Annotated in this window: 24 protein-coding genes and 2 pseudogenes; 6 read left to right on the top strand and 20 right to left on the bottom strand. The window is 32.4% G+C overall.

The features are described 5' to 3' along the window. Nucleotides 1-429: 429 nt before the first annotated feature. The 5 genes from CUL_RS0112040 to CUL_RS0112060 form a co-directional block, all read right to left on the bottom strand. Nucleotides 430-681, bottom strand: a complete 252-nt coding sequence (locus CUL_RS0112040) for a hypothetical protein (RefSeq protein ID WP_025641949.1) — start codon at nt 679-681, stop codon at nt 430-432. 213 nt (nt 682-894) lie between these two features. Next, complete coding sequence (locus tag CUL_RS18080) at nt 895-1440, bottom strand: hypothetical protein (RefSeq protein WP_025641950.1); 546 nt, start codon at nt 1438-1440, stop codon at nt 895-897. A 203-nt stretch (nt 1441-1643) separates the two neighbouring features. Then, nucleotides 1644-1997, bottom strand: a complete 354-nt coding sequence (locus CUL_RS17355; protein ID WP_005585083.1) for a helix-turn-helix domain-containing protein — start codon at nt 1995-1997, stop codon at nt 1644-1646. Nucleotides 1998-2057: 60 nt separating this feature from the next. Then, nucleotides 2058-2729: a hypothetical protein gene (locus tag CUL_RS0112055; RefSeq protein ID WP_025641952.1), complete on the bottom strand. Its 672-nt coding sequence runs from the start codon at nt 2727-2729 to the stop codon at nt 2058-2060. A 79-nt stretch (nt 2730-2808) separates the two neighbouring features. After that, nucleotides 2809-3366, bottom strand: a complete 558-nt coding sequence (locus CUL_RS0112060) for a TetR/AcrR family transcriptional regulator (RefSeq protein WP_005585087.1) — start codon at nt 3364-3366, stop codon at nt 2809-2811. 157 nt (nt 3367-3523) lie between these two features. Here CUL_RS0112060 and CUL_RS0112065 point away from each other — a divergent pair. Further along, a pseudogene (locus CUL_RS0112065) lies at nt 3524-3968 on the top strand (helix-turn-helix domain-containing protein); the annotation flags it as partial. Between the two features lie 299 nt (nt 3969-4267). On the opposite strand, the pseudogene CUL_RS20315 reads toward CUL_RS0112065, so the two are convergent. The 3 genes and pseudogenes from CUL_RS20315 to CUL_RS0112080 all read right to left on the bottom strand — a co-directional run. Beyond that, nucleotides 4268-4453, bottom strand: a pseudogene (locus CUL_RS20315) (TetR/AcrR family transcriptional regulator); the annotation flags it as partial. 154 nt (nt 4454-4607) lie between these two features. Further along, complete coding sequence (locus tag CUL_RS0112075; RefSeq protein ID WP_005585088.1) at nt 4608-5699, bottom strand: glycerol dehydrogenase; 1092 nt, start codon at nt 5697-5699, stop codon at nt 4608-4610. A gap of 229 nt (nt 5700-5928) precedes the next feature. Beyond that, nucleotides 5929-6384: a spore coat protein gene (locus CUL_RS0112080; RefSeq protein WP_005585089.1), complete on the bottom strand. Its 456-nt coding sequence runs from the start codon at nt 6382-6384 to the stop codon at nt 5929-5931. Between the two features lie 154 nt (nt 6385-6538). Between CUL_RS0112080 and CUL_RS0112085 the strand changes: the two genes are divergently transcribed. Further along, entirely contained in the window at nt 6539-8212 is a 1674-nt protein-coding gene (locus CUL_RS0112085) for a hydantoinase/oxoprolinase family protein (RefSeq protein ID WP_005582269.1), read from the top strand. Then, nucleotides 8205-9512, top strand: coding sequence for a histone deacetylase family protein (locus tag CUL_RS0112090; protein ID WP_025641960.1), 1308 nt, complete (start codon nt 8205-8207; stop codon nt 9510-9512). The genes CUL_RS0112085 and CUL_RS0112090 overlap by 8 nt, the downstream gene beginning before the upstream one ends. A 25-nt stretch (nt 9513-9537) precedes the next feature. On the opposite strand, the gene CUL_RS0112095 is transcribed toward CUL_RS0112090, so the two are convergent. The 4 genes from CUL_RS0112095 to CUL_RS0112110 form a co-directional block, all read right to left on the bottom strand. Next, entirely contained in the window at nt 9538-9891 is a 354-nt protein-coding gene (locus tag CUL_RS0112095; protein WP_109840802.1) for a hypothetical protein, read from the bottom strand. Then, complete coding sequence (locus CUL_RS0112100; protein ID WP_025641962.1) at nt 9854-11260, bottom strand: MATE family efflux transporter; 1407 nt, start codon at nt 11258-11260, stop codon at nt 9854-9856. The genes CUL_RS0112095 and CUL_RS0112100 overlap by 38 nt, the downstream gene beginning before the upstream one ends. Before the next feature lie 74 nt (nt 11261-11334). After that, nucleotides 11335-12516, bottom strand: a complete 1182-nt coding sequence (locus CUL_RS0112105) for an MFS transporter (RefSeq protein WP_025641964.1) — start codon at nt 12514-12516, stop codon at nt 11335-11337. Nucleotides 12517-12636: 120 nt separating this feature from the next. Beyond that, nucleotides 12637-13005 carry a hypothetical protein gene (locus CUL_RS0112110; protein WP_005582263.1) on the bottom strand — a complete coding sequence of 123 codons (369 nt, stop codon included), beginning with the start codon at nt 13003-13005 and terminating at the stop codon, nt 12637-12639. A gap of 145 nt (nt 13006-13150) precedes the next feature. Here CUL_RS0112110 and CUL_RS18965 point away from each other — a divergent pair, with 145 nt between their 5' ends. From CUL_RS18965 to CUL_RS0112125, 3 genes are all read left to right on the top strand, one after another. Continuing rightward, entirely contained in the window at nt 13151-13303 is a 153-nt protein-coding gene (locus CUL_RS18965; RefSeq protein ID WP_157752662.1) for a hypothetical protein, read from the top strand. Between the two features lie 113 nt (nt 13304-13416). After that, the gene (locus tag CUL_RS0112120; RefSeq protein WP_025641966.1) at nt 13417-14112 is read left to right on the top strand and encodes a response regulator transcription factor; all 696 of its coding nucleotides are present in this window, start codon (nt 13417-13419) and stop codon (nt 14110-14112) included. Between the two features lies 1 nt (nt 14113). Further along, nucleotides 14114-15514 (top strand): HAMP domain-containing sensor histidine kinase, encoded by a 1401-nt coding sequence (locus CUL_RS0112125; protein ID WP_025641968.1) that lies wholly within the window; start codon nt 14114-14116, stop codon nt 15512-15514. Between the two features lie 26 nt (nt 15515-15540). Here CUL_RS0112125 and CUL_RS0112130 read toward each other — a convergent pair whose 3' ends face one another. The 8 genes from CUL_RS0112130 to CUL_RS0112165 form a co-directional block, all read right to left on the bottom strand. Next, nucleotides 15541-16644, bottom strand: a complete 1104-nt coding sequence (locus CUL_RS0112130) for a GerAB/ArcD/ProY family transporter (protein WP_025641970.1) — start codon at nt 16642-16644, stop codon at nt 15541-15543. Between the two features lies 1 nt (nt 16645). Further along, entirely contained in the window at nt 16646-17902 is a 1257-nt protein-coding gene (locus CUL_RS0112135) for a Ger(x)C family spore germination protein (protein WP_025641972.1), read from the bottom strand. Nucleotides 17903-17906: 4 nt separating this feature from the next. Then, the gene (locus CUL_RS0112140; RefSeq protein ID WP_005582257.1) at nt 17907-19346 is read right to left on the bottom strand and encodes a spore germination protein; all 1440 of its coding nucleotides are present in this window, start codon (nt 19344-19346) and stop codon (nt 17907-17909) included. A gap of 80 nt (nt 19347-19426) precedes the next feature. Beyond that, nucleotides 19427-19990 (bottom strand): orotate phosphoribosyltransferase, encoded by a 564-nt coding sequence (pyrE, locus tag CUL_RS0112145; protein WP_025641973.1) that lies wholly within the window; start codon nt 19988-19990, stop codon nt 19427-19429. Nucleotide 19991: 1 nt separating this feature from the next. Continuing rightward, a complete protein-coding gene (locus CUL_RS0112150; RefSeq protein ID WP_025641975.1) occupies nt 19992-20894 on the bottom strand; it encodes a dihydroorotate dehydrogenase in 903 nt (300 codons plus the stop codon). After that, complete coding sequence (locus CUL_RS0112155) at nt 20887-21678, bottom strand: dihydroorotate dehydrogenase electron transfer subunit (protein WP_025641977.1); 792 nt, start codon at nt 21676-21678, stop codon at nt 20887-20889. The genes CUL_RS0112150 and CUL_RS0112155 overlap by 8 nt, the downstream gene beginning before the upstream one ends. Then, nucleotides 21662-22582 (bottom strand): orotidine-5'-phosphate decarboxylase, encoded by a 921-nt coding sequence (pyrF, locus tag CUL_RS0112160; RefSeq protein WP_025641979.1) that lies wholly within the window; start codon nt 22580-22582, stop codon nt 21662-21664. The genes CUL_RS0112155 and pyrF overlap by 17 nt, the downstream gene beginning before the upstream one ends. Then, nucleotides 22572-23771 (bottom strand): dihydroorotase, encoded by a 1200-nt coding sequence (locus tag CUL_RS0112165; RefSeq protein WP_025641981.1) that lies wholly within the window; start codon nt 23769-23771, stop codon nt 22572-22574. The genes pyrF and CUL_RS0112165 overlap by 11 nt, the downstream gene beginning before the upstream one ends. Between the last annotated feature and the right edge of the window lies 1 nt (nt 23772).

Consider the following 23772-nt stretch of genomic DNA (forward strand, 5'->3'; position numbering starts at 1 on the left):
AAATCCAATCTAAAATTCAGTACTTAGATAATAATTCGATGAAGGATTCTGAAATGCCTTAGGCCACTTTTTGTACATAATTATTTTCCACTTTTTGATCATTCTTATATTGACATTTACTGTCGATTCTCAAATTAAACAAGTAAAATTTCTTGCTTTATAATATCTATAAAAGACTTCAAAAGCATTAAATTATCAAATTAATTCAGAAAATATTTAGTAGATTTTCAAATTGTCCTAGTGTTACATAGAACCTTGGGGCTCTGCCCCAAACCCCGGGATTTTTCGCATTTGTTCTTTAAAAGCATAAAAGAAGTATCTAGGATAGATACCCCTTTTATGATTCTTTATATTTTTATAGAATCCTATTTGGCACTCAGGTTGCATCCCTGCAGAGCCCTATCCTCCAGATAGGCAAGAAACCCATATTTAAATTCCCGTTTCAATATTAGCCTGATATACTGTTTCTTCATCTACTACTTGCATCTTTCTAACGGTTGAATACATTAGGCTAGCTATGGCTATGTTATTTATTGATCTTAGGATTCCACCTGTTATGGTATGAATAGCAGTTAAGGCTGATGGAGTAAATACTTCATTCATACAGCCTGCTATTTTCAATCTACTGGTACAATAATCTGCTGTTTCTTCTAGGGTTAACCCTTGTATAGAATATCTCATAGATATCCTTCAGATACCAGCTGTTCGTAAAGAAGTGTAATTGGAATTCTTGGATTTTCCTTTTTCCTATTAACGATTTCTCCCCCAAGCTCTGGAGAAATCTTTCTTGATTTCCCCTTTTAAAATCATTCTATATTTAAAAGATTTCTGCTTCAATTGGAAAGGTAATGTTGTTAGATAAAAAACATTTAAGGATTTTAAATAGATAATATTTTATGCTATCATAAATTGAGAGGTCAAAAAAGATTTTCCGGTTATATTTGAAAAGTCACAGAGGAATACATGGGGATGTAGCCTAAGGACTATTTCAAGGAAAGTCTTGACCCAGTCCTGATTCTCCGGAATTGCTCCTGCAAAGATGAATTCCGGAGATATTAGGTTTAACCCATATTGTATTAACTTTCTATTCAAAATTATTCTCTTTCTGTAGTAATCTATGGTTCCACGCTCAATGAATGGAAAATCCTGTTTAATCTTCTTTACCAGCCTATTAAGAGGTATTCCACTTAAATACAATTCACATAATATATTTAAAATATCGAGAGCCGAGTATTGAAAATACTGAAGGCAAAATACTGGTAACATGGAAACAGTTCTTCCACAAATAGGACAGATGAATCTACGAACATACAATATTCCAGAAAAAGACTTGCTAATGAAAAATCGTTTGTAATATCCGTGTTTCCTTAATTTTACAGGCATAGAGCAATCTTTGAAAGGGCACCTATCAGGAGCGTTTGGAAAGATTTCACTGTTCATATTTGAAAAATCTATAGCGGAATAGTTGTATCAAATATTATTTGCACAAGATACACCCCTGATTAAAATTCTACCAAATTAAAATACTACTGTAAATTGATAAATTCTCTCACTTTACAATAGCATTAAGATTCTTCTCACATTATTTAATCTGATAAAAACATAAGCATATCTGTGATTTAAATTTGATAATTAACAATATTTTAATGCTTCTGTCCTTTGTCTATATATGCCCTTGTCCATCTGTATACAAGTGCATAGGTAATCCCATATTTTTCAGCTGCATCTTTGTAACTCATATTATTGTCAATAACCCATTTAACTATTTCCAACCTTTCTTGAAATGTAGTTTTTCTGGATTTCATGGTATAGACATCTCCTTTAGGATCATAATCTTTTATTTCTATACCATTATACCATTTATTAATCCATCTATTAATTACAGAAGTTACTATATTGTATTTTGTAGATAAGTCAGAAAGTGAATATTTACCTGAAACATATTCTTCTACTACCGATAATTTAAAGTCCTTACTAAACTTCGGTTTTCTCCCCATAAAAATACCTCCAAGTAGATAATCTAATTTTAATTAATTAGACTGTCTACTTTAGAGGTATCATATCACCTGCTGTCCCTTTTTTAATTCTTTATAACCCATAAGCACTACCCATACGTAGGCTAAGGTTTTTGGTATCATTAAAATTCCAATCCATGGAATTGTGTTAGCCCATAATACAACTGGTATATATAGAGCAAAAGATAATACAATGGCTAACCACATATATTTAAAATTATTATCGACATGTTTTTTGGCTTCAGAATAAAAAATACCTATAATTATAATACCCATAATTAAAAATGGAATATTCCTATATATTCCCCAGGAAACTGACGGGTTATAGTTTAACCAGTCATTTTGTGGAAAAAAACATAATCCTATTCGAATTATACTTAAACCATAGATTGAAAATGTCAACCCATTCTGTCCTTTAATATTATAACGTTGTCTCCAAATATGATATAGGATCACATAAAATATGGTCATAGTAATAGAAGTAATAAATTTTCCAATTCCAAGGGCAGCTGCATTGGCCTCCAAGCCAGTTGTAAGTAAAGCATATGCTCGAGGTACTAAATGAAAAGCATCACCTGCACCTAGTAATACAGCCATTATTCCAAATAATTTATATTGTTTGTTATTTTTACTTTTCAATATCATTACTGTTCCCAATGTAATAACACCAATTAAGTAAACAGCATCAAATAAAGTTTCCATTATTGCTTGCATAGTTATCACTCCTCAAGAAAGTTTATGAACAACGTTCACCACCGACTATATAGAAAATCATACAAAAAGTATGATTTTATTAAATCCTTTTTAAAATCTCAATGAAAAATCCTATATCTTCTTCTCCCTTTTTTAGCATAATTAACATATTATCGAAGATAAACTCTGTCATTTTTTCTTTTGTTATGATGTGGCACCAAGGATAGGCTTTTAAATTGTTATCCATATCCATTAATCTCAATATAATATGATGAATTTTTTCTAGGTATTCTTTTTCCTTTTGTTTCCCCAAAAGTTTTTCCTTACTTTTTAGTAAAGATAACTGTTCTAGCCAACTTTCTTTTAATTTACTTATATAAATATAAAGGATATTATAAATTATCTCTAAGTTTTGATAAAAATCTCCATTGGAAAAACTAGTCAAACCAATCTCTTTAAAGGCACCTTTCCAAAAATCTTCAATAACGGCTATTAACAAATCCCCTTTAGAATGAAAATAATTATATATTGTACCAATAGCTATACCGCTATTTTTTGCCACAGTTCTGATATTTATTTTTGAAATACCCTCGTTTATTGCAATCTCTTTTGCTTCAGCTAATATAATTTCTTTATAATTTTCATTTCTATTATCCATCTCTCTTGCCCACCCCATGAACATTGTTCATATTGATATTATATTAAAAAAATTAGAGTGTCAATATATTTTTTCTTTAATATATTATTATTCTATGATAATGTCATATTAAATTCATTCTGATAAAATGTCATATATGAGAGAGGAGATATTTAATATGACTCAAAAAGAAATAACTAGACTTAGAGTCATTAATCAAACAGTTGATAAAGTAATAACTATTCGAGAAGCTGCTGAGATTTTAAGCTTAAGTGAACGCCAAGTGTTAAGGTTAAAGAAAGGAGTTGTAGAAGAAGGACCTGCGTTCATTATCCATAAAAACAGAGGCCGTAAACCAAAGCATGCTATATCGGATGGAACTAGAGATTTGATTATTAAACTTAAACAGACAAAATATAAGGAGGCTAATTTTAATCATTTTCAGGAATTAATTGAAGAACATGAAAATATTCAGGTAAGCTATCCTACGGTGTATAGAATTCTAACTGAGGCAGGTATTAAAAGCCCTAAAAAGCATCGTAAACGTAAGACACATCATAGAAGAAAAAGAAAACCTACAAAAAGGCATGTTAGTGCAAATTGATGCATCTCCCCATGAATGGANTTTTGTTATGATGTGGCACCAAGGTATAGGCTTTAAATTGTTATCCATATCCATTAATCTCAATATAATATGATGAATTTTTTCTAGGTATTCTTTTTCCTTTTGTTTCCCCAAAAGTTTTTCCTTACTTTTTAGTAAAGATAACTGTTCTAGCCAACTTTCTTTTAATTTACTTATATAAATATAAAGGATATTATAAATTATCTCTAAGTTTTGATAAAAATCTCCATTGGAAAAACTAGTCAAACCAATCTCTTTAAAGGCACCTTTCCAAAAATCTTCAATAACGGCTATTAACAAATCCCCTTTAGAATGAAAATAATTATATATTGTACCAATAGCTATACCGCTATTTTTTGCCACAGTTCTGATATTTATTTTTGAAATACCCTCGTTTATTGCAATCTCTTTTGCTTCAGCTAATATAATTTCTTTATAATTTTCATTTCTATTATCCATCTCTCTTGCCCACCCCATGAACATTGTTCATATTGATATTATATTAAAAAAATTAGAGTGTCAATATATTTTTTCTTTAATATTAATATTGTTTTATAGATATAATAATCAGTCAACAAAAAAGATAATGTTATAATGAATTCACTATAACATTATCCTTTTATTGGCATTTGCAATATTAAAATCCAAAGCTTTCACCTAAAGCATCTGCGGCTAATATTGCAGCATAAACATCTTCTGGAGTTACTGCGAAAGGCATATTATGGATGGTTTCACCTTCTGCACAACTTAACTTTGCTACATCCATCAATTTTTCTTCTGATGCTTCCGTAATATTTAGCTCTTTTAATGTAGTTGGCAATCCCACCCCATTGCAGAAATATAATACTTCTTCTATTTCCTCTAACGGTGCATTTTCTAACACCAGTTGGACTAAAACCCCAAAAGCAACTTTTTCTCCATGATATAACTCATGGGTTTCTTCAATAGCCGTTAATCCATTATGGATAGCATGGGCCGCAGAAAGACCGCCGCTTTCAAATCCAATGCCGCTTAATAATGTATTTGCTTCTACTATTTTCTCCACTGCTTTTGTTGCTACTTTCCTTTCTACAGCTAGTTTTGCCTTCAATCCCTCATTTAGCAATGTTTCATAACATAAATCGGCTAATGCAATTGCAGCATCTGTAGGATAACCTCCAGCCATAGCCTTAGCACCAGCCTTTGCCGCTGCTCTTGCTTCAAATTTAGTTGCTAGTGCATCTCCCATACCTGCAACGAGCAATCGTGCTGGAGCATTAGCAACTGCATCTATATCGATTAATACCATATCTGGATTTTTAGGTAATAGTAAATATTCATCAAACGACCCATCTTCAGTATAAATTACAGACAATGCACTACAAGGAGCATCAGTACTTGCTATGGTTGGTATTATAACCACCGGTACTTTCTCATAATACGCGAGGGCTTTAGCAGTATCGTGAATCTTACCTCCTCCTACTCCCATAACTACATCAAACCCTTTTTCTTTAAATTCATCTCGAAGCCTATTTATTTCAACTTTTGAACATTCTCCATTGAATTCAATAAAATTAATTTTAGCAGCATTTCCAAAACTTTCTTTTATAATCTCTCCAAATCTTTTATAGCCTGATTTGCTAATTAGAATGAAAAAAGAACTGCCTAAATGTTCTACATGGGTTTTTACTCTCTTTAATTCTCCTTTGCCCTGAATATATTTTCCAGGGGAAATTATTATCTTCGTCATATAAATACCTCCTTACACATTTTCTAATTGATTTTATACCCATACTTGATAATAAATAAACAATATAGTTCTTATTTTTTTGTCTATTATAAAAGATCCTTCTATCTTAGCGTTAGTAAGATATTTTTCGAAATCCATTTAGATCAAGTTTTTTTAATTAATATTTTATAAGTGAAAACTTACCTATTGGTTATAAAATATAACACCTAGATTGTACTCTAGGTGCTTTTCATTTAATATCATACATTCCATGACTATGCATATAATTAAACAATTTTTCTCCATGGGCTTGTTCATCTTGTTGTATATGCTGAAGTGCTTGTCGAACATTAGGATCTGCCGCTTCAAAGACTGCAGTATCGTAGAATCCAGATACATATTTTTCAGTTGATAACAAATCTTCTAATAGAATTTGATCCTTTGGACTAGGTCCTTGAAAAGTAGTGTGGGCCTCTGTAGTGATATTAATCGGTTTTTGGGTCATATCCGGTTGCACTCCTTGTAGAATCTGATTGATCATATTATAATGATGCTGCTCTTCCTGGACAATTTCCATTAATAGATTTTTTAGCTGTGGACCTTGTACTTGGTTTGCATAGCTTTGATATTTTTTTGCACATAAATTTTCTTGCTTCTTTCCATCTTCTAATAACATTCTCTCTTTTTGGGTAAGTTGAATTTGCAAAATATCACCTCCAATTATATTCTACAATTAACATTTACAAATAAATAAATATTATTCATATCAAATACATAAAAAGGTAATAACTTGATACTCACACCCTAATAGGGATATAATACTATTAGATAGCAAAGTAAGGAAAGGAGAAGGATTAAAATTGATTGTTGGTCTTGATATGGGTGGAACCAATATAGACGGAGTTATTATAGAGGATGGTAGAGTAGTAAAACGAGTAAAAAAACCCACCAACAGGGATGGTCTATTTGAATCTATATGGATTACTTTAGGAGAACTGTTGTCAGGATACGATAAATATAAAATAGATAGAATTAATTTGAGTACTACCGTATCCACCAATGCTATTGTGGAAAGTAAAACTTCTCCTGTTGGAATGATTATCCAATCGGGTCCCGGTATGCCCTATGATTTTTTAGCTTGTGGTAATGAAAATGTATTTATATCAGGCTATATCGACCATAGAGGTGAAGTAATTGAAGGTTTTCAAATATCTGAGATTGAGAAATCTATTAGATTATTTAAAGAAAAGAATATTGATTCTTGTGCAATAGTGACTAAATTTTCTACTAGAAATCCCAAGTTTGAAAGAAATATAAAAGAGATTTTAGAAAAAGATTTCTCTCCTATTACTATGGGACATACTATGTCAGGAAAATTAAATTTCCCCCGTCGAGTATATACATCCTATTTAAATTCAGCAGTACATAATACCTTTAATGACTTTTCAAATAATATCAGAAAATCTTTAGAAAGAGAGGGAATAGATGCACCAATATTTATATTAAAAGCCGATGGTGGAACTATGAATATTTCTACAGCTGAAGAAAAACCAGTGGAAACCATTCTATCTGGTCCTGCTGCCAGCTTTATGGGGATCAATGCTATGCTTCCCACTAATGAAGATGCCATATTACTGGATATTGGAGGAACTACTACAGATATATTCTTTCTTGCCGATGGGGTCCCTCTATTTGAACCTTTAGGAATAAAAATAGATAAGTATAATACTTTAGTAAGGGCTATTTATAGCGTTTCAATAGGTTTAGGTGGAGATAGTAGTATTAGCATTGAAAATAGTAAGATTAAAATAGGTCCAAGGAGGGAAGGAATTCCTTATGCTTTTGGAGGTCCTAAGCCTACTCCTACTGATGCTATGATAGCATTGGGCTTGATAAAGGAAGGAAATAAGGAAGCAGCTCATAATTCCATGGCAACATTAGGAACGAAATTGAATATAACCCCAAAAGATATGGCAAAATTAATTCTTGAAAACATGGGAGATATTATCAAGGATAAAGTAGATGAACTTCTATATGTAATAAACAGTCAGCCTGTTTATACTGTTAAGGAATTATTGTATGGAAAGAAAATAGAACCAAAGCTAATTAATATAATAGGTGGTCCTGCCAATGTATTGGCCTCTATACTTGAAAAGAAGTTCAATCTACCCTGCTATTTCCCAAAAGATTACCATGTAGCCAATGCAATAGGCGCAGCCCTTGCTAAACCTACTACGGAGATTAATATGGTGGCAAATACTTCTCAAGGAGTCCTTTCAGTACCTGAATTAGAGCTATATGAAAAAATAAGTAGAAATTATACTGTTGATAAAGCCAGAAAAAGGGCCATGGAGCTAATTAAAGAATCTGCTCTATCCTTAGGTGCTACCAAAGATGAAATAGAGGCAGAAATAGTAGAAGAAAACAGTTTTAATATGGTAAGGGGTTTTTACACTACTGGAAAAAATATACGGATTAAGGCACAAGTAAAACCAGGGCTTATCCATGAATTGAGGAGTGATATGAATGATTAAGGCTAAGAATAGACTAGGCCTTGTATTCTTCCCTGCTTTCGATTGGGCTATTAGCCCTACCCATCCCGAAAGGGAAGAAAGGCTTTTATATACCCAAGACCAAATATTTGAAGAAGGAATTGAGGATATTGAAGGAATAAAATTTTATAACCCAATTATTGCTGAAGAGAAGGATATTGAAAGGGTACATTTTCCAGTACCTGATGTAAAGTCAAGGGTTACCCAATCCCACCTTATATCAGTAGGCGGTGCTATTATAGCTTTTCAAGCCATAATGAAAAAAGAGGTAGACAAATCCTTTGCTTTAGTTCGCCCTCCTGGACATCATGCGCATAGGGTAGTTTATGGAGATAGAGGATTTTGTGTGGTCAATGTAGAGGCAGTAATGTTAGAGAGAATAAGACAGGAATATGATGATTTACGAGTAGCCATTGTAGATACAGACTGTCACCATGGTGATGGTACCCAAGATATCTATTGGAATGACAAAGATACTTTGTTTATTTCTTTCCATCAAGATGGAAGAACCCTTTATCCTGGCACTGGATTTATTGAAGAGTTTGGAGGACCAGCTGCCTATGGATATAATGTGAATATTCCTCTACCTCCAGGAACAGGAGAAGAAGGTTTTTTATATGTATTGGATAATGTAGTAATACCTATTTTAGATGAATATAAACCGGATATAATAATAAACTCGGCTGGTCAGGATAATCATTATACAGATCCTATTACCAATATGAATTTTACAGCTCAAGGATATGCTAAGTTAAATGATAGGCTTAATCCCGATATTGCAGTTTTAGAAGGTGGGTATTCTATAGAAGGGGCTTTACCTTATATTAATCTAGGGATAATATTGGCTATGGCTGGTATTGATTATTCCAAGGTACATGAACCAGATTATAATAAAGAAAAATTAAAACAGCCAAAGGATATTACAGAATATATTAAACAAATATCCGAATTGGTATATAAACGTTGGAAGATTAAAGACGATTTAAGGTTGAAAGAATTTAAAGGATATAATTATGTAGATAGAGAAAGACAGATCTATTATGATACAGATGGTATCCTTGAAAACCAGGTACAGAGATTTAAAGTTTGTAAAAAATGTTCTGGTGTAAATACCATTGATTCTAGCAGCGATAGAGGGTACCATATATTTGCCATAACAATACCACGAGATGCTTGTTCTAAATGTATAGATGAAGGGTATAAACTTTATAAAAATACTTCTACTTACTATTCAAATGTGTATCTACAAGATAGAGTAAACGATAAATATTATTTCAAATAAGTTCTCTTTAGTGCCTGTTAAGGCACTAAAGAGAACTTATTATATGCATTTCCGCATTATATTCTTTTCTTTTCAATTTTATATGGTGATTTTTATAGTTGAATACAAAATTCATCACAGCAGATTGAAGATCTATGTTTCGTAAAAAATGGACTGTACAAGAATTGCTGTTTTTTTCTGTAGCAAACCTTATTATAATATTCCTTACTTCATTAAGCTGAATCCTATTGTCCATATATTCAGGCATATCTTCTATATAAAGATTTAAGGTTCTTAAATCCAAGGGAATGAATAGATCTATATCCGGGCCTTCCTCCATTATAGTCCTTATTTCAAAATCGCTAATTATCTGTAAATACCCTTTCTTGTATTCTATCATTTTCATTAGCACCCCTTTTATTGTTCAATTGTGGTATTTTTTTTAGCAATAAAATATACCAGGTTGGAAGGACAATTCCCTTTAATGTGGCACTAGCGCTAATACTCCACCAGATTCCGTCTAATCCTAAATAGGTAGAAGAAAGGATTAGAGATGCAGGTATACGCAAAGTGTTAAAAGTTATTCCAACTAAAGATGGCGGTATAGTTCTACCTAGTCCATTGAATGCTCCTTGGGTCGCTATCTCAATGGTCATGAAAAACTGACATAGACCTAGAATTCTTAGATATCTTATTCCAATTCCTAAAGCTTCCTTATCATAGGGTATAAATAATCTAAATATAGGGCTGGCCCCAAATATTAATAAACAGGTAGCAAATATTCCTATAATTCCAACAATGATTAATCCTTTACGGTAACCTTCTTTTATTCTATCCCATTTTCCTGCCCCATAGTTTTGGCCTACAAAAGCCGATATAGCAGTGGAGAAGCCTCCTGCTGTCATCCAAGATATGGATTCTATTTGTGTACCTACCTTTTGGACAGCTATTGGAGTAGGCCCCCATTGGGCAATAATTTTCGCTATAACCATAGCTATTAATGCAAATAAGCCTGTTTGCAATGAGGTAGGTAGTCCTAGTTTAAATATAGTATTAATATAATCTTTATCTAGAGGTTGAAAGATATTTAAATCCTTAAATAGTTCCCTAGTTTTACTATTATAGATAAATATGACAGTAACGGTAAATTGAGCTATTATGGTTGCTAGTGCTGCACCTTTAATCCCCATTTTAGGAAAAGGACCTATTCCCATGATCATTAATGGGTCTAATATCATGTTTATTACTAATCCTGCAGCATTTATTTTAAAAGGGGTAGAACTATTTCCAGACCCATTATAGATTCCTGAAAAAACTGGATTTAAAAAATAAAATATTAATCCAAAGGAGATTATTACTAGATAGTCTATAGCCATCTGAATAACTTCACTATCCCCTAAATTAAAAAATCCTATAATCTGATGTCGAAAGACTATAAGAATAAGGGAATATATTAGGGCAATAATCGTATCCAGTTGTAAGGTATTTTTCACATACCTTTTAGCAGATTCCATGTCCTCCCTTCCATAGGATTGAGCTACCCCTACTTCTGCTCCTATCTTTGGAACCATTAGAAAAGCTGTACCAAGCCAAGTAAAGAAACCGGCGGTCCCTGAAGCTGCTACTGCCTTGGTACTTACCCTGCCTAGCCATATCATATCCATCATATTATAGGCCATTTGAACAAAAGATGTGGCCATAATAGGTAGAGCAAGTTTTACCAGGGCACTAGTTATATTACCTTCTGTAAGTTTTCTATTATTTTCCATCCCTTGCCTCCAATTAATCTATGTTATACCGTATCACTAGTCTAGTATATTCTATACTATAATATAATGGAGGTTTATTCAAGTTGATTTATTTTAGTCCCAAAGATTATATAGAATATTAACAGTCCTACCATTGGAATACTTGATATACGATACATTTTACTATAACCTATAACTTCACCAATATTTCCTAATACTACCGAACCCAATCCTATACCTATATCAAAAGCAGAAAAGTATGTAGCATTGGCTGCACCCCTACGGGCTGGAACTGCACTATTTACTGCCCAAGCTAATAATGATGGTTGAACTGTTCCAAAGCCAATTCCATAGATGATAGCCGATAAAATCAAAGTACTAGTAGATTTCACATAGGATAAGATGAACACCCCTAAGAAGCTAAAAATTGCTCCAGGCACCATAACCCAAAAATGTCCTTTTTCATCAAATATCCTCCCGGCAATATAACGGATGATAAATATAAAAATGGCATTTATGGTAAAAAACCAACCTACATTCTCTATTCCCACTTCCTCTCCAAATAAAGTTATAAAACTAGTTATGCCACCATAAGTAAATCCTAACAACAAGGCTAAAAAGGATGGAAATAAAGCACCTTTTTCTACTAATCTAGATCTAAATTCTTTTAATCCTTTCCCTGGTGAGTCTGTTTCTATTTTAGGTATTGTAATAAAATAGATAAGGATTAATGCCAATAATGTACTACCTGTAGCTCCCACAAAAAGGTTTGAAAAACCCCTTTTCTGCATAAGCATAATACCTAAAGGTGGTCCTATAGACATAGCAATTGTTCCAGCAGAACTAAAATATCCCATCCCTTCTCCTCTACGGGAAATAGGTACTAAGTCTGATGCAATGGTTCCATAGGTTGTAGTTGATACTCCCCAACCAAATCCATGGACAAATCGGATAAGCATTATAGCAAATACTGTATTAGCTAAAGTAAAATTACCTATGGCTATGAAACAGATAAATATGCCTAAAGCTAGGAAGAGTTTTTTGTTTGCCGTCTCCAATGCAATACCGGAAAAAGGTCTAATAAAAATTGCCGAAATGACTAGAATAGCCGTAATCATTCCAACATCTGAGCCACTTCCTCCCATTTCAAAAACATAATAGGGTAAGGTTGTTAAGAGCATATAAAAACCGATAAACAATAGAAGATTAGAAGCTAGCAGTAGAATATAATCCTTTGTCCATAAAGGTTCTTTTTTGTTTGATAAATTTTTATCCATTTTTATCCTCCTCTACATATCCATACCCTACAACTGTAATGTTCTAACATATTATCATTATTATAACAAATAGGCAATTAAAATCAGTGTAGCCATGGCTACACTGATTTTAATAATTTTCTATCTATTCCATCTATATCCTCTCATCATACCTGGCCCATAACCATTTCTAAATCCATTTCCATTATTCCAGCCATATCCACCTCTAAAGCAACCTCCGCCGGGCATAGGCCCATATTCCCTATGAAATTCTTCCATATAGTCAAAATGGTCATTCCAAGTTTTAGCATCTTCTTCTGTGATTTCCTTATCCTCAACAGCTTGATTTAATTGAGACTTCCTCCACTCCATCCTCTCTTTATACCAATCATCCCATTGTTCATAATCCACATTTGTTCTAGGTAAGATTTTTGGCACTTGGGCATATGCAATTGATGCTGTTAGTCCCACTATTAATACTAGAGATAAAATAATCAATTTTTTTTTCATAAAATCCACTCCTTTTCATTTCTTGACTTCATTATAGAACTCAAATATGGAGGAAATATGAAGAAAGAAAATCTAATGTTCATATTTCCTCCATAATCATTTTTTATAATGAATATGAAAAAAGGTTTATAGGGAGGTGTAGATTATGTGTAATTGGTTGAGTTTCTACAACTATCCAGGTAGTATGTGGTTCATGGGTGGTATGTTTATATTTAGAGCATTATTTGCTGTGGTTGTATTGGTTTTAGGGTATAAACTTATTAAATCTCTTTTAGATGGCAGAAGTCATACAAACTAACCATCTAATATTAATTACTAAAAAGCTAAGTATCTAAACATTTATACTTAGCTTTTGTATTTTAGGGTATTATATATTAAGATGAATTGTGAATTGTCCAAAGGAGTGGTATTATGAATAATAGAAAAATATTAGTTGTAGAGGATGAAAAGAATATTCTAGAAGTTATAGAAGCATATCTATTAAAAGAAGGATTCCGTGTCATTACTGCTGAAGATGGTGAGATGGCATTAGAATTATTTAAAAATGAGAAAATTCATTTGATTGTTTTAGATTTAATGTTGCCTAAGATATCAGGTGAGGAAGTGTGTACTACTATTAGAGCCACTTCAGATATACCTATTATAATGTTAACTGCAAAAGTTGATGAAGATGATAAAATCGAAGGACTTACTATTGGAGCAGACGACTATATTACTAAACCATTTAGTCCTAGAGAGTTAGTCAGCCGTGTTAAAGCTTTATTGCGTAGGTCTTATAGGGATTCTAATCCTCTAGCTGAAAAATTAGTATTTAATGATGGAGATTTGGAAGTAGATATAGATAAGATGATAGTAAGAAAAAAAAGAGAAAATATATATTTAACTTCCAATGAATTTAAGATCTTATCCTCCCTATTAACCAGACCTGGCCAAGTGTTTTCTAGAGAACAATTGATTGAATTGGCTTTTGGATATAATTATGATGGCTTCGATAGAACTATAGATACTTATATTAAAAATATCAGGCAAAAGATCGAAGATAACCCAAAGAGTCCCAATTATATAATTACTGTATATGGAGTTGGATATAAGTTTGGAGGAATGTAAAATGCCCTTATCTAGAAAATTAACCTTTAGTTTCACTATTGCAATTTTGATTTCCATATTTATTATTAGTTTTATTTCCAATACTATGATCAATAGAAAATTTGACTCTTATCTAATAGAAGAACAAAATATGAAGTTTGAAAAAATACGTAAGGATATTAATAATCTATTTTTGGAAGAGGGAAATAATTTAACATCAAGGGATATTTCTAATTACGCTTCAATGGAAGGAATATATATTGAAATCAGGGATTATAATGATGATTTAATCTGTCATTCCAATAATTCTAATATGATGCATAGGGGAATGATGGGACATATGATGCGACAGATGATGAGACGTCATGGTATGAGAAATTCCAATATGGATACAGGAAAATATGTAGAGAAGACTTTTTCCCTATTAGATAGGGATAATGTAGTTGGGACTCTGATAATAGGCTATATTGACAATTCCTATTTAACCGAATCGGCTTTAATATTTAAGGATACCCTATCTATTTCTTTCATAATTTCCGGTATTATCACTATTATACTCGGCTTTATTATCTCCATACTTTTATCTAAAGGGTTATCAAGGCCCTTAGTGAATATTACAAAAACGGCTAACGAAATGCGAAGTGGAAATTTAAAATATCGTTCAGCTATAACGACAAATACTGAGGAGATTCAAGAACTTTCCCATTCAATAAATTATTTGGCAGAAACCTTGGAAAAACAGGAGGGTTTAAGGAAAAAATATGCTTCAGATATAGCCCATGAACTACGTACTCCTTTAACCACATTAAAGTCCCATGTAGAAGCTATACTTGATGGGGTGTGGGAGCCAACTGATGAACATTTAACTATTTTATTAACTGAAATCGATAGATTGGCTAAACTTGTAGACGATCTAAAAAATACCTTCAAAACCCTAGAGGCTGAGTTAAATATAAGTAAAACCCATTTTAATATTTCTGAAGAGTTAAAGGACATATTGTCTCAGTTTAAACCTTTGTTTAAGAAGGAGAATTTCCTTTTGGAATCTTCTATTGAAGAAGACATTGAAATTATAATGGATAAGAATAGGTTTAAACAGATAATGAATAATTTATTGTCTAACGCTTTGAAATTTTTAAAAGATAGGGGTAAGGTTTTTGTCACTTTAATTAGGGAAAAAGATCAGGTAAAAATAACTGTGGAAGATAACGGAATAGGTATAAAAGAGGAAGATTTACCCTTTCTATTTGATAGATTTTACAGAGCAAATGTATCTAGAAATAAGGATACCGGCGGAACAGGCCTGGGCCTTTCAATTACCAAAACATTAGTTGAGGCCCATGGTGGTTCAATCTATGTAGAAAGTGAATTTGATAAGGGAACTAGGTTTACCATATTATTACCAACCGATACAAAATATTAAAACCTGTGAAAGGGAACTCTCTTATCTTACAATTTTTTTCTTCTAAATAAATAGACTGTTAAAATAATCAAAGGTAAAATAAATATAAATATAGCTGCCATGATAGTTATTATGTTTTGAGTAGGTTGTTTAACTGCTAATATAGGTTTATTATCCTTTAACAATAGTACAATAATAAGTATTACAACAGATATGGGAATAATATATTTTCGATTATCTATATTTGTTATTTGGCCTAATGCCACCGTTATAAAATAAAGATATCCTGAAATCTTAATAATATTTCCCACAATCCATGATGTCAAATATAATGAATCGAATCCTTGAATTGTTTCACCAAAATCTACCATCCTAGTAACAGTAAAAAAAGGAAAGTTAACATGTTTTGCATATTCTATTCCCAATGTAGAATGAACTACTATTACTATTATAGATGCAATAACCATAGAATATATGAGAGATCTAAAAAAAATCTTATTTAGATCTTTTTTATCCTTCAAATTAGGAGTTATCATGGTAAGGATTAATATATTAAAATACCTTAATCCTATATCTATAGCACCTATATTTATATCCTTAAATTTAGAATCTTTCAAAATAGGTAATAATACAGTGAAATCATAATTTTTATATCCTAATATTATAAATAATAAAATCATCACTAAAATAAAAGGAATTATAAACTCACCTAACCTGGCTACTGCTACAAATCCCTTATATGCAATATATATACTTGTAATAAGCATCATAGAAGCTGTTACCCAAGTAGGTGTTTCAGGAAATATAGCAGCATCTAAAATTTCAACGAATATACTTATAAGCAAAATAGTAGCATATAAGAAAAAGAACACATAAAATATTCCTATAATTTTTCCTATTGTCTTCCCCATAATCTTCTCTATATATTCTATTAAATTTAAACTATTAAACTTATTGCTTAGGTATAGTAAAGGTAAACACAATAATATTGTATAAAAAGTTGAAAATAGAATAGTTATCCAAATATCTTGATTACCAGGCAAAATACTAGCTGCTGGTAAATGGGTAAATCCAACCATTATCCTATAAAGTATAAGTAATAATACAGCTTGATGGTAAGAGATTTCATATTGATTATTTAATTTATCCATACTATTTCCCCTTTATTTTATTAATAGGTGTATTTATCAGACCGGTTCTAATTATATCCGTATTTACCTCAATTTCAAAATCTGCTTGAGAAAAAATTTCATCCCAGTCTTTCTTTATCCTTTTCCACTCTTCAGGATACTTCCTATGAAACACTAAACCATATCCAAAAATATCTATTCCATATTCCTTTTGTGCCTTTTTAAAGGCTCTCTTAATACCATCTTCAATTGCTTTTGAACAAGCTTCTTCTAGCTTTATAATATTTTCTTTTTCAGCTACATCTATATTCCCAACTACTTCTCCAAGAGAACCTCTGAGTTCAATTTTAGTTTTAAGTTTTATATTTCCATCAACCATTTCAACATCGTTTTTTGTATTGTTTTTAATAACAATCACAGAACTTAAATTTTGGTCTTTTTGTTTATTTGGCATCTCACCTTCAACTGGAGGTGGTGGAGTAGAACTACCTTCTACTTGAGCAGTAGGAGTTGGAAAAGTTATTATTCCACCTCTAATTTTATTCATGACAAAGTTCACAGATTTGGTGTCATTTCCATTTAAATATCCTACCAAAACATCTTCATTAAAAATAGCAGAACCTATTACCGATAATTCATAATCTTGTGTTCCAGTTTTTTCTACAGTTTGGTCAATGACTTTTTTTTCTTTTTTCTCTATGGTCCCAATAATTGAATGGTGTCCCATCTTATAATATTGTTTAATATATTGTACTAAATTAGTATCCACAGTCTTTGGATTATATTTAAAATTTTCAACAATCTTTGTTATATAATTAGAAGGTAATTCTTCTAATCCACTATTAATCCCCATTACTTCATAGGCTTTTCCTCCTTTGGCCACTAATAGATATGCTGTCTCCCTTTGTTCCACATCTCTATATAGTTCATCTATCTGACTGACCAATCCTTTTTTAGCAAAATCTTCTCCTAGGATAAAGACTCGGTTATGAACTATAGACAACCCTCGGTCAAACTTTAATGTAATATCTCTATAGGCTTCATATATATTGTTTCCTACACCCTGAACATATTTTACATAGCTACCTTGTCCTGTAGTTGTACTACTTTGCTGAGAGTAGGTAGGATTAACTACTTCTGCTGTTACTAGAACTTTATCATCTACTAAGTCCAAACCTATTACCAATGTAAGTCCTAGCTCATTTAATTCTCTAGCATTCCAGCAACCTGTTAACAATAAAGATAGGATGAAAAAACTTAATAAAACTATTTTTTTCATAAGTTCACCCTTTCCTTGGTGGTTTTTGTCTTCTAATATTTCTTTTTGCTATAGCCTTTGGCCTATAGATAAAGCTCCATATGGGAAATCTGACAATTGAATCTTTAAGCCCTTCTTTATTTATTGGAGTAAATGGGAGTCCAAAGGGAATCCCAAAGGATTCTGTGGTAATAATTTGAGTTATGTAAATGATTAAACCACAGGTTGTGCCATATAAACCTAGAAAACTTCCTAATAACAGTATAATTAATCTATATAATACTACTCCCTGTACTAGTGCAGGTACAACGAATTCTGATATGGCTGTTATAGCTATTATAATTACAGTAGGGGCACTTACTATACCTGCTTGTACTGCTGCCTGACCTAATACCAAAGTTCCTACAATACTCACCGTTGTACCAACTGCTTTTGGTAATCTAACTCCTGATTCTTTAGTAACTTCTAAGGTTAAAACCATTAATAGGGTTTCTAAGGCTACTGGTAGTGGTACCCCTTCCCTAGCCCCCATCATGGATATCAATAATACAGTTGGTATCATCTCCTGATGGTAAAGCTGTAATGCCACATATACTCCTGGTGAAAATACACTTATTAATAAAGCAGTAACCCTTAAAAACCTAAGAAATGATGCATAATAAGGCCTTACATAATAGTCCTCACTAGTCATAACCCCTTCGATAAATAATCTTGGTACCGTTAAAACATGGGGAGTGCCATCACATAAAATGGCTACTCTTCCTTCCAGTATTTTTGCTGCTGCCACATCAGGTTTTTCGGTATTCTCTATAGTAGCTATAATGGAGTAAGGCCTATCTTCAATTAGTTGTTCAATATAGCCACTTTCCAATACTCCATCTATATCGATTTTACTTAATCTTTTCTTAACTTCTTCTAATACTCTTTTGTTAACTATTCCCTGTAAATAGGCTATACTAATTTTTGTTCTAGTCTGTTTCCCCAATACCAAATCTTCAAAAACAAGATTATTGGTTCTAAGTTTTCTCCTCAATAAAGATTTGTTTACAAATATATCTTCTATAAATCCTTCCTTTGGCCCCCTCACTACCGATTCAGATTCTGGTTCTTCTACTGCTCTTTTTTCCCATTTACTTAACTCTATAGTATAGGATAAAGGTAAATCTTCAGCAAATATAGCTATATTCCCTGATAATATATCTTCTATTAAATTTTCCATAGAATCTATCTCTTTTATTTTAGAGGTAAGTATGGTTCTTTTTATATCTTTTACTTTCTTTAAATCCAGTATTAAAGGTTTTAATATATCTCTATCAAACAATTCTCTATCAATAAACCCTTCTATATAACAAGCCATCATCTTAATATTAGAATTAGTTTCAAATTCATATAGAACCAAGTCTGAAGTGTTATTAAACTTTTCCATTATTTCTCTTTTATTTAAACTAATTTTTTTCCATATCATACTAATCATCCTTCATCTTTTGCTTCTAATTAGTATTGCCAAAAGGCGATAGAATTATGTTAGCATAAAAAATAGCCCCTTTATTTAAGGGCTATTTTTCTACTACCTGGTTTTATAATTGGAATATCCTTTTTGCATAGGGGACAATCTTCCTCTTCATAGGTATTAATATTTAATTTTACTCCGCTGTAAACTGGGTATTTAAGATTTCCCTTGCTCCTATCTACAATACAACCTATACCTACAACCTCTCCTCCATGTGCCTCTACAACTTTTATTGCTTCATAAGAGGATTTACCTGTAGTTATGACATCTTCAGCTATTAGAACCTTTTGTCCTTTTTCTATAGCAAAGCCTCGTCTAAATTTCATAATCCCATCTTCTCTCTCTATAAAAATACCAGGTTTAGCAGTTTGACGGGCTAGTTCATAACTGACAATTATGCCTCCCATAGCAGGTCCTACTACTATATCGAAATCTATATCTTTTAATTGATCTACTATTAATTTTACCGCCTTTTCTGCTTTATCTGGATACATTAAAAGTTTAGCACATTGAACATATCCATCGCTATGTTTTCCTGATGATAGTAAAAAATGGCCTTCTAATAAGGCTTCCGTTTCCTTTAATAAATCAATTAACATTTTATATTATCCCCCTTATCTCTTCCAAAGATTTTATTCCTTCATTGATCATAAATTGTTCTATACCATTAATAATATCTAAAGTTATAGTAGGCTTTATAAAGTTACCACTACCTACCTGTACAGCCCAGGCTCCTGCCATAATAAATTCTAAAACATCTTCATAGTCTATTATGCCTCCAATGCCTAAGATTGGCACATTAACTGCCTTTGCTACCTCATAGACCATTCGTAGGGCAATAGGTTTAATACAAGGGCCGGATAATCCAGCTATGATATTATCGAATACTGGCTTTCTAGTCTTTATATCTATAGCCATACCACTAAAGGTGTTTACAAGGGATAAAGCATCAGCCCCTGCCTTTACACAAGATTCAGCCATATGGACAATATTTTCTGCATTAGGTGATAGTTTCACAACTAAAGGTTTTTTACATACCTTTCTTACTTCACCTACTACTTTAAAGGCGGTTTCAGATTTAATTCCAAAGGCCATTCCACCTTCTTTCACATTGGGGCAGGATATGTTTAACTCTACCATATCTATATTAGTTCCATTTAATTTTTCAATAGTCTTTATATATTCATCTAATGTATTACCTCCTACATTAGCTAAAATTACCGTATCCTGTCTCTCCATAAAGGGAAGCTCCTCTTTTATAAACTCATCTATTCCTGGATTTTGCAAACCTATACTGTTTAAAAGCCCTCCTGTGGTTTCATATATTCTTATTCCCGAATTTCCCTCCTTTTTATGGAAAGTTAACCCTTTAGAACTTATTCCCCCTAGTTTTGATAGAGGAAAATATTCAGCATATTCTCTACCAAACCCAAAAGTGCCAGAGGCAGCTATTACTGGATTTTTAAATTCTACTCCACAGATTTTTACCTTTGTATCAATCATTAAAAACTAGCTCCTTTCCTAGGAAAACTGGTCCCTCTTTACATACCCTTTTCATTCCAGAAGTAGTTTCTATAGTACATCCTAAACAAGTGCCTATACCACAAGCCATTGGATTTTCCATAGACATATATAGAGGCATTCTACCTTGGCATATATCCAAAACCTTTTTCATCATTGGTAGAGGGCCACAGGTAAAGGCTATATCATATTTTTCAGGCTTAAATATCTCAGTTATAAATCCTCTATATCCAACAGAACCATCTTCTGTAGATATAATTATATTTTTTACATAATTCTTTATTTCATTGGTATAGTATACTTCATTTCTAAATCCACAATAAAAATCTATACTAGCATCCAATTTCTTTGCTAAATACACCATAGGTGCTATGCCTATACCGCCAGAAATAATGGCAACATTACCTTTCAAATTCATATTAAATCCATTGCCTAAAGGCCCTAATAGTTCCAGAGTGTCCCCCGGCCTCAACTTGGATATAATATGGGTGCCCTTCCCTCTTACCTCATATAAAAAAGTAATAATTTCGTTGGATATATCACATATGCTAATAGGCCTTAGTAAAAAGGGATCTAAAGCTTCCCATCCTCTTATCATATAAAATTGACCAGGGTTGCCTTTAGGATTCAAGGCTTGTATAGTTCCTTGGAGGGTTAAGTTAATGCTGTCAGTCTCAGGATGACAAAGAGAAAGTTTTAGCTCATATATATTAGTTGCTATTTGAGTATTAGAATAAATTACTGCCTTTCTATATCCTTCCTTCACTTTCAATATCCTCCTTCATAGCTAGTACTGCCTCTCTTGCATATTTGTCAAAATTCTCCTCTCCATCTTCATGCTTTTTATAGGCTGTAATAATTCCCCGGGAAGAGTTGACTATACCTCCATTTCCCTTATTTAAATATAAAACTACATCTTCCCCCTTACCCCCTTGATGACCATAGCCTGGAATTAGGAAGAACATATTTTTATACCTGTTTCTTATCTCCTTAGCTTCATCTATATGGGTTCCTCCTACTACAGCTCCTATGGAACTATAGCCACATCTGCCTATATATTTGTAGGATATTTTCTCTAATTTATCCCCCACATGGTAGTAGAGATGAGTTCTTTGGTGGGTTAAGTTAATACTGTCAGTGTCAGGATAACAGGAGGAAGCTAATTGTGAGTTGATTTCTAGATATTGTATATCCTTAGCTCCTGGATTGGAAGTTCTAAGAAGTACAAATATTCCTTTCTTTCCTGATTCTATATACTTGAGATAAGGAGTTATACTATCAAATCCCATATAGGGGTTTAAGGTTATAAAATCTGCCTCAAAATCTCCTTCAAAATGAGCCTTTCCATACATTTCAGCTGTAGAAGAAATATCTCCTCTTTTAATATCACCTATAGACAAAGCTTTCTTATCCCTTATATATTCTAAAGTCTTTTTATAAGCCGTTAATCCTTCTATACCATAGGCTTCATAATATGCTATTTGCAATTTATATATAGGGACTATGTCTATGGTTTTATCAATTATTCTTTTATTAAATTCAAATATTATATGGTCTATGTCTTGGAATTTTTCTTTTATCCTATCTGGTATATAATATAAATGGGTATCTAATCCTACGCAAACATTTCCTTTCTTCTCCACCTCGCCATATAATCTATCAATTATCAACTGTTATCCCCCCATTGTATTTTATTTCGCCTTTCCTAATGGTGGCTACTATTTCTCCATAAAACTCCATTCCATTGAAAGGTGTATTTTTCCCTTTAGACATAAATTTATGTCCATCGATAATAACCCGTTTATCTAAATCTATTAGTACTATATCCCCATCATAGCCATTTTTGATTTTACCTTTGTTGATTCCCACCAACTTGCCAGGGGTTCCCGACATAAGTTGGGATAATCTATTAAGTGAAATATAATTAGATTTAACCAAGGAAGTATAACATATGGGAAAGGCCGTTTCTATTCCAGATATTCCAGGGGCTCCCTTTTCCTTATCCTCTTTTGAATGGGGAGCATGGTCTGTAGCTATGATATCTACCGTTCCATCTATAATGCCTTTTAAAATAGCTTCCACATCCTCTTTTTCCCTTATAGGAGGATTTACCTTGTATTCATTATCATATAAGGCTATATGATGAGGAGTTACTTCACAAGTTATTTTTAATCCTTCCTTTTTAGCCTTCCTTATTTCTTCTATAGCCTCCTTTGTACTAACATGGGCTAAATGTAATTTAGCGCCTGTTAATCTAATTAGGTATATATCCCTAAAGGTCATTATATTTTCAGATAATCTAGTATCTATTGAAACTAGTTCTTCGTCTTCTTCATGGGCTATTATAGTTAAATCTTTCTCCTTGGCTTTAATCATGGCTTGATACATAGTCCTATTGGATTGTATTCCTTTTCCATCATCGGATATAAAATTAACCCTGTGGTCTATTTGATCTAAATGGTCTATAGTTTTACCATCAAAATTTTTAGTGGCGGAAAGGGTTTGATGGATATCAATTAAATCTAATTCTTTAGATTTATTAAGGACATATTCCACTATTTCCATACTACTACATATGGGATGGGTATTTGCCATTAAATTTACACAGGTATATCCCCCTTTTAATGCAGCTTTGCTTCCAGTATATAGATCCTCTTTATAAATATAGCCTGGTTCTCTGAAATGGGCGTGCATATCTATAAAAGAAGGCATGGCCACTAATTTTGTGCCATCTATAGTTTTACAATCTATGTCCAAACTTTTACCGTAGTCTACTATCTTTCCATCTTTAATATATATATCTCCTATCATATCCTTCGTTTCATCTACAATCCTACAATTTTTAATCAGTATATCCATT

The sequence above is a fragment of the [Clostridium] ultunense DSM 10521 genome (assembly GCF_000511955.1).
GTDB classification, from domain to species: domain Bacteria; phylum Bacillota; class Clostridia; order Tissierellales; family Tepidimicrobiaceae; genus Schnuerera; species Schnuerera ultunensis.

Excerpts from the sequence above, each read along its gene's own strand:
- CUL_RS0112140 (WP_005582257.1), bottom strand. The coding sequence starts at position 19,346 with ATGATATGGAAAAAAATTAGTTTAAATAAAAGAGAAATAATGGAAAAG.
- CUL_RS0112150 (WP_025641975.1), bottom strand. The coding sequence starts at position 20,894 with ATGATTGATACAAAGGTAAAAATCTGTGGAGTAGAATTTAAAAATCCA.
- CUL_RS0112105 (WP_025641964.1), bottom strand. The coding sequence starts at position 12,516 with ATGGATAAAAATTTATCAAACAAAAAAGAACCTTTATGGACAAAGGAT.
- CUL_RS18080 (WP_025641950.1), bottom strand. The coding sequence starts at position 1,440 with ATGAACAGTGAAATCTTTCCAAACGCTCCTGATAGGTGCCCTTTCAAA.
- CUL_RS0112075 (WP_005585088.1), bottom strand. The coding sequence starts at position 5,699 with ATGACGAAGATAATAATTTCCCCTGGAAAATATATTCAGGGCAAAGGA.
- CUL_RS0112040 (WP_025641949.1), bottom strand. The coding sequence starts at position 681 with ATGAGATATTCTATACAAGGGTTAACCCTAGAAGAAACAGCAGATTAT.
- CUL_RS17355 (WP_005585083.1), bottom strand. The coding sequence starts at position 1,997 with ATGGGGAGAAAACCGAAGTTTAGTAAGGACTTTAAATTATCGGTAGTA.
- CUL_RS0112110 (WP_005582263.1), bottom strand. The coding sequence starts at position 13,005 with ATGAAAAAAAAATTGATTATTTTATCTCTAGTATTAATAGTGGGACTA.
- CUL_RS0112120 (WP_025641966.1), top strand. The coding sequence starts at position 13,417 with ATGAATAATAGAAAAATATTAGTTGTAGAGGATGAAAAGAATATTCTA.
- CUL_RS0112165 (WP_025641981.1), bottom strand. The coding sequence starts at position 23,771 with ATGGATATACTGATTAAAAATTGTAGGATTGTAGATGAAACGAAGGAT.
- CUL_RS0112130 (WP_025641970.1), bottom strand. The coding sequence starts at position 16,644 with ATGGATAAATTAAATAATCAATATGAAATCTCTTACCATCAAGCTGTA.
- CUL_RS0112060 (WP_005585087.1), bottom strand. The coding sequence starts at position 3,366 with ATGGATAATAGAAATGAAAATTATAAAGAAATTATATTAGCTGAAGCA.
- CUL_RS0112100 (WP_025641962.1), bottom strand. The coding sequence starts at position 11,260 with ATGGAAAATAATAGAAAACTTACAGAAGGTAATATAACTAGTGCCCTG.
- CUL_RS0112090 (WP_025641960.1), top strand. The coding sequence starts at position 8,205 with ATGATTAAGGCTAAGAATAGACTAGGCCTTGTATTCTTCCCTGCTTTC.
- CUL_RS0112095 (WP_109840802.1), bottom strand. The coding sequence starts at position 9,891 with ATGATAGAATACAAGAAAGGGTATTTACAGATAATTAGCGATTTTGAA.
- CUL_RS18965 (WP_157752662.1), top strand. The coding sequence starts at position 13,151 with ATGTGTAATTGGTTGAGTTTCTACAACTATCCAGGTAGTATGTGGTTC.
- CUL_RS0112055 (WP_025641952.1), bottom strand. The coding sequence starts at position 2,729 with ATGCAAGCAATAATGGAAACTTTATTTGATGCTGTTTACTTAATTGGT.
- CUL_RS0112125 (WP_025641968.1), top strand. The coding sequence starts at position 14,114 with ATGCCCTTATCTAGAAAATTAACCTTTAGTTTCACTATTGCAATTTTG.
- CUL_RS0112135 (WP_025641972.1), bottom strand. The coding sequence starts at position 17,902 with ATGAAAAAAATAGTTTTATTAAGTTTTTTCATCCTATCTTTATTGTTA.
- pyrE (WP_025641973.1), bottom strand. The coding sequence starts at position 19,990 with ATGTTAATTGATTTATTAAAGGAAACGGAAGCCTTATTAGAAGGCCAT.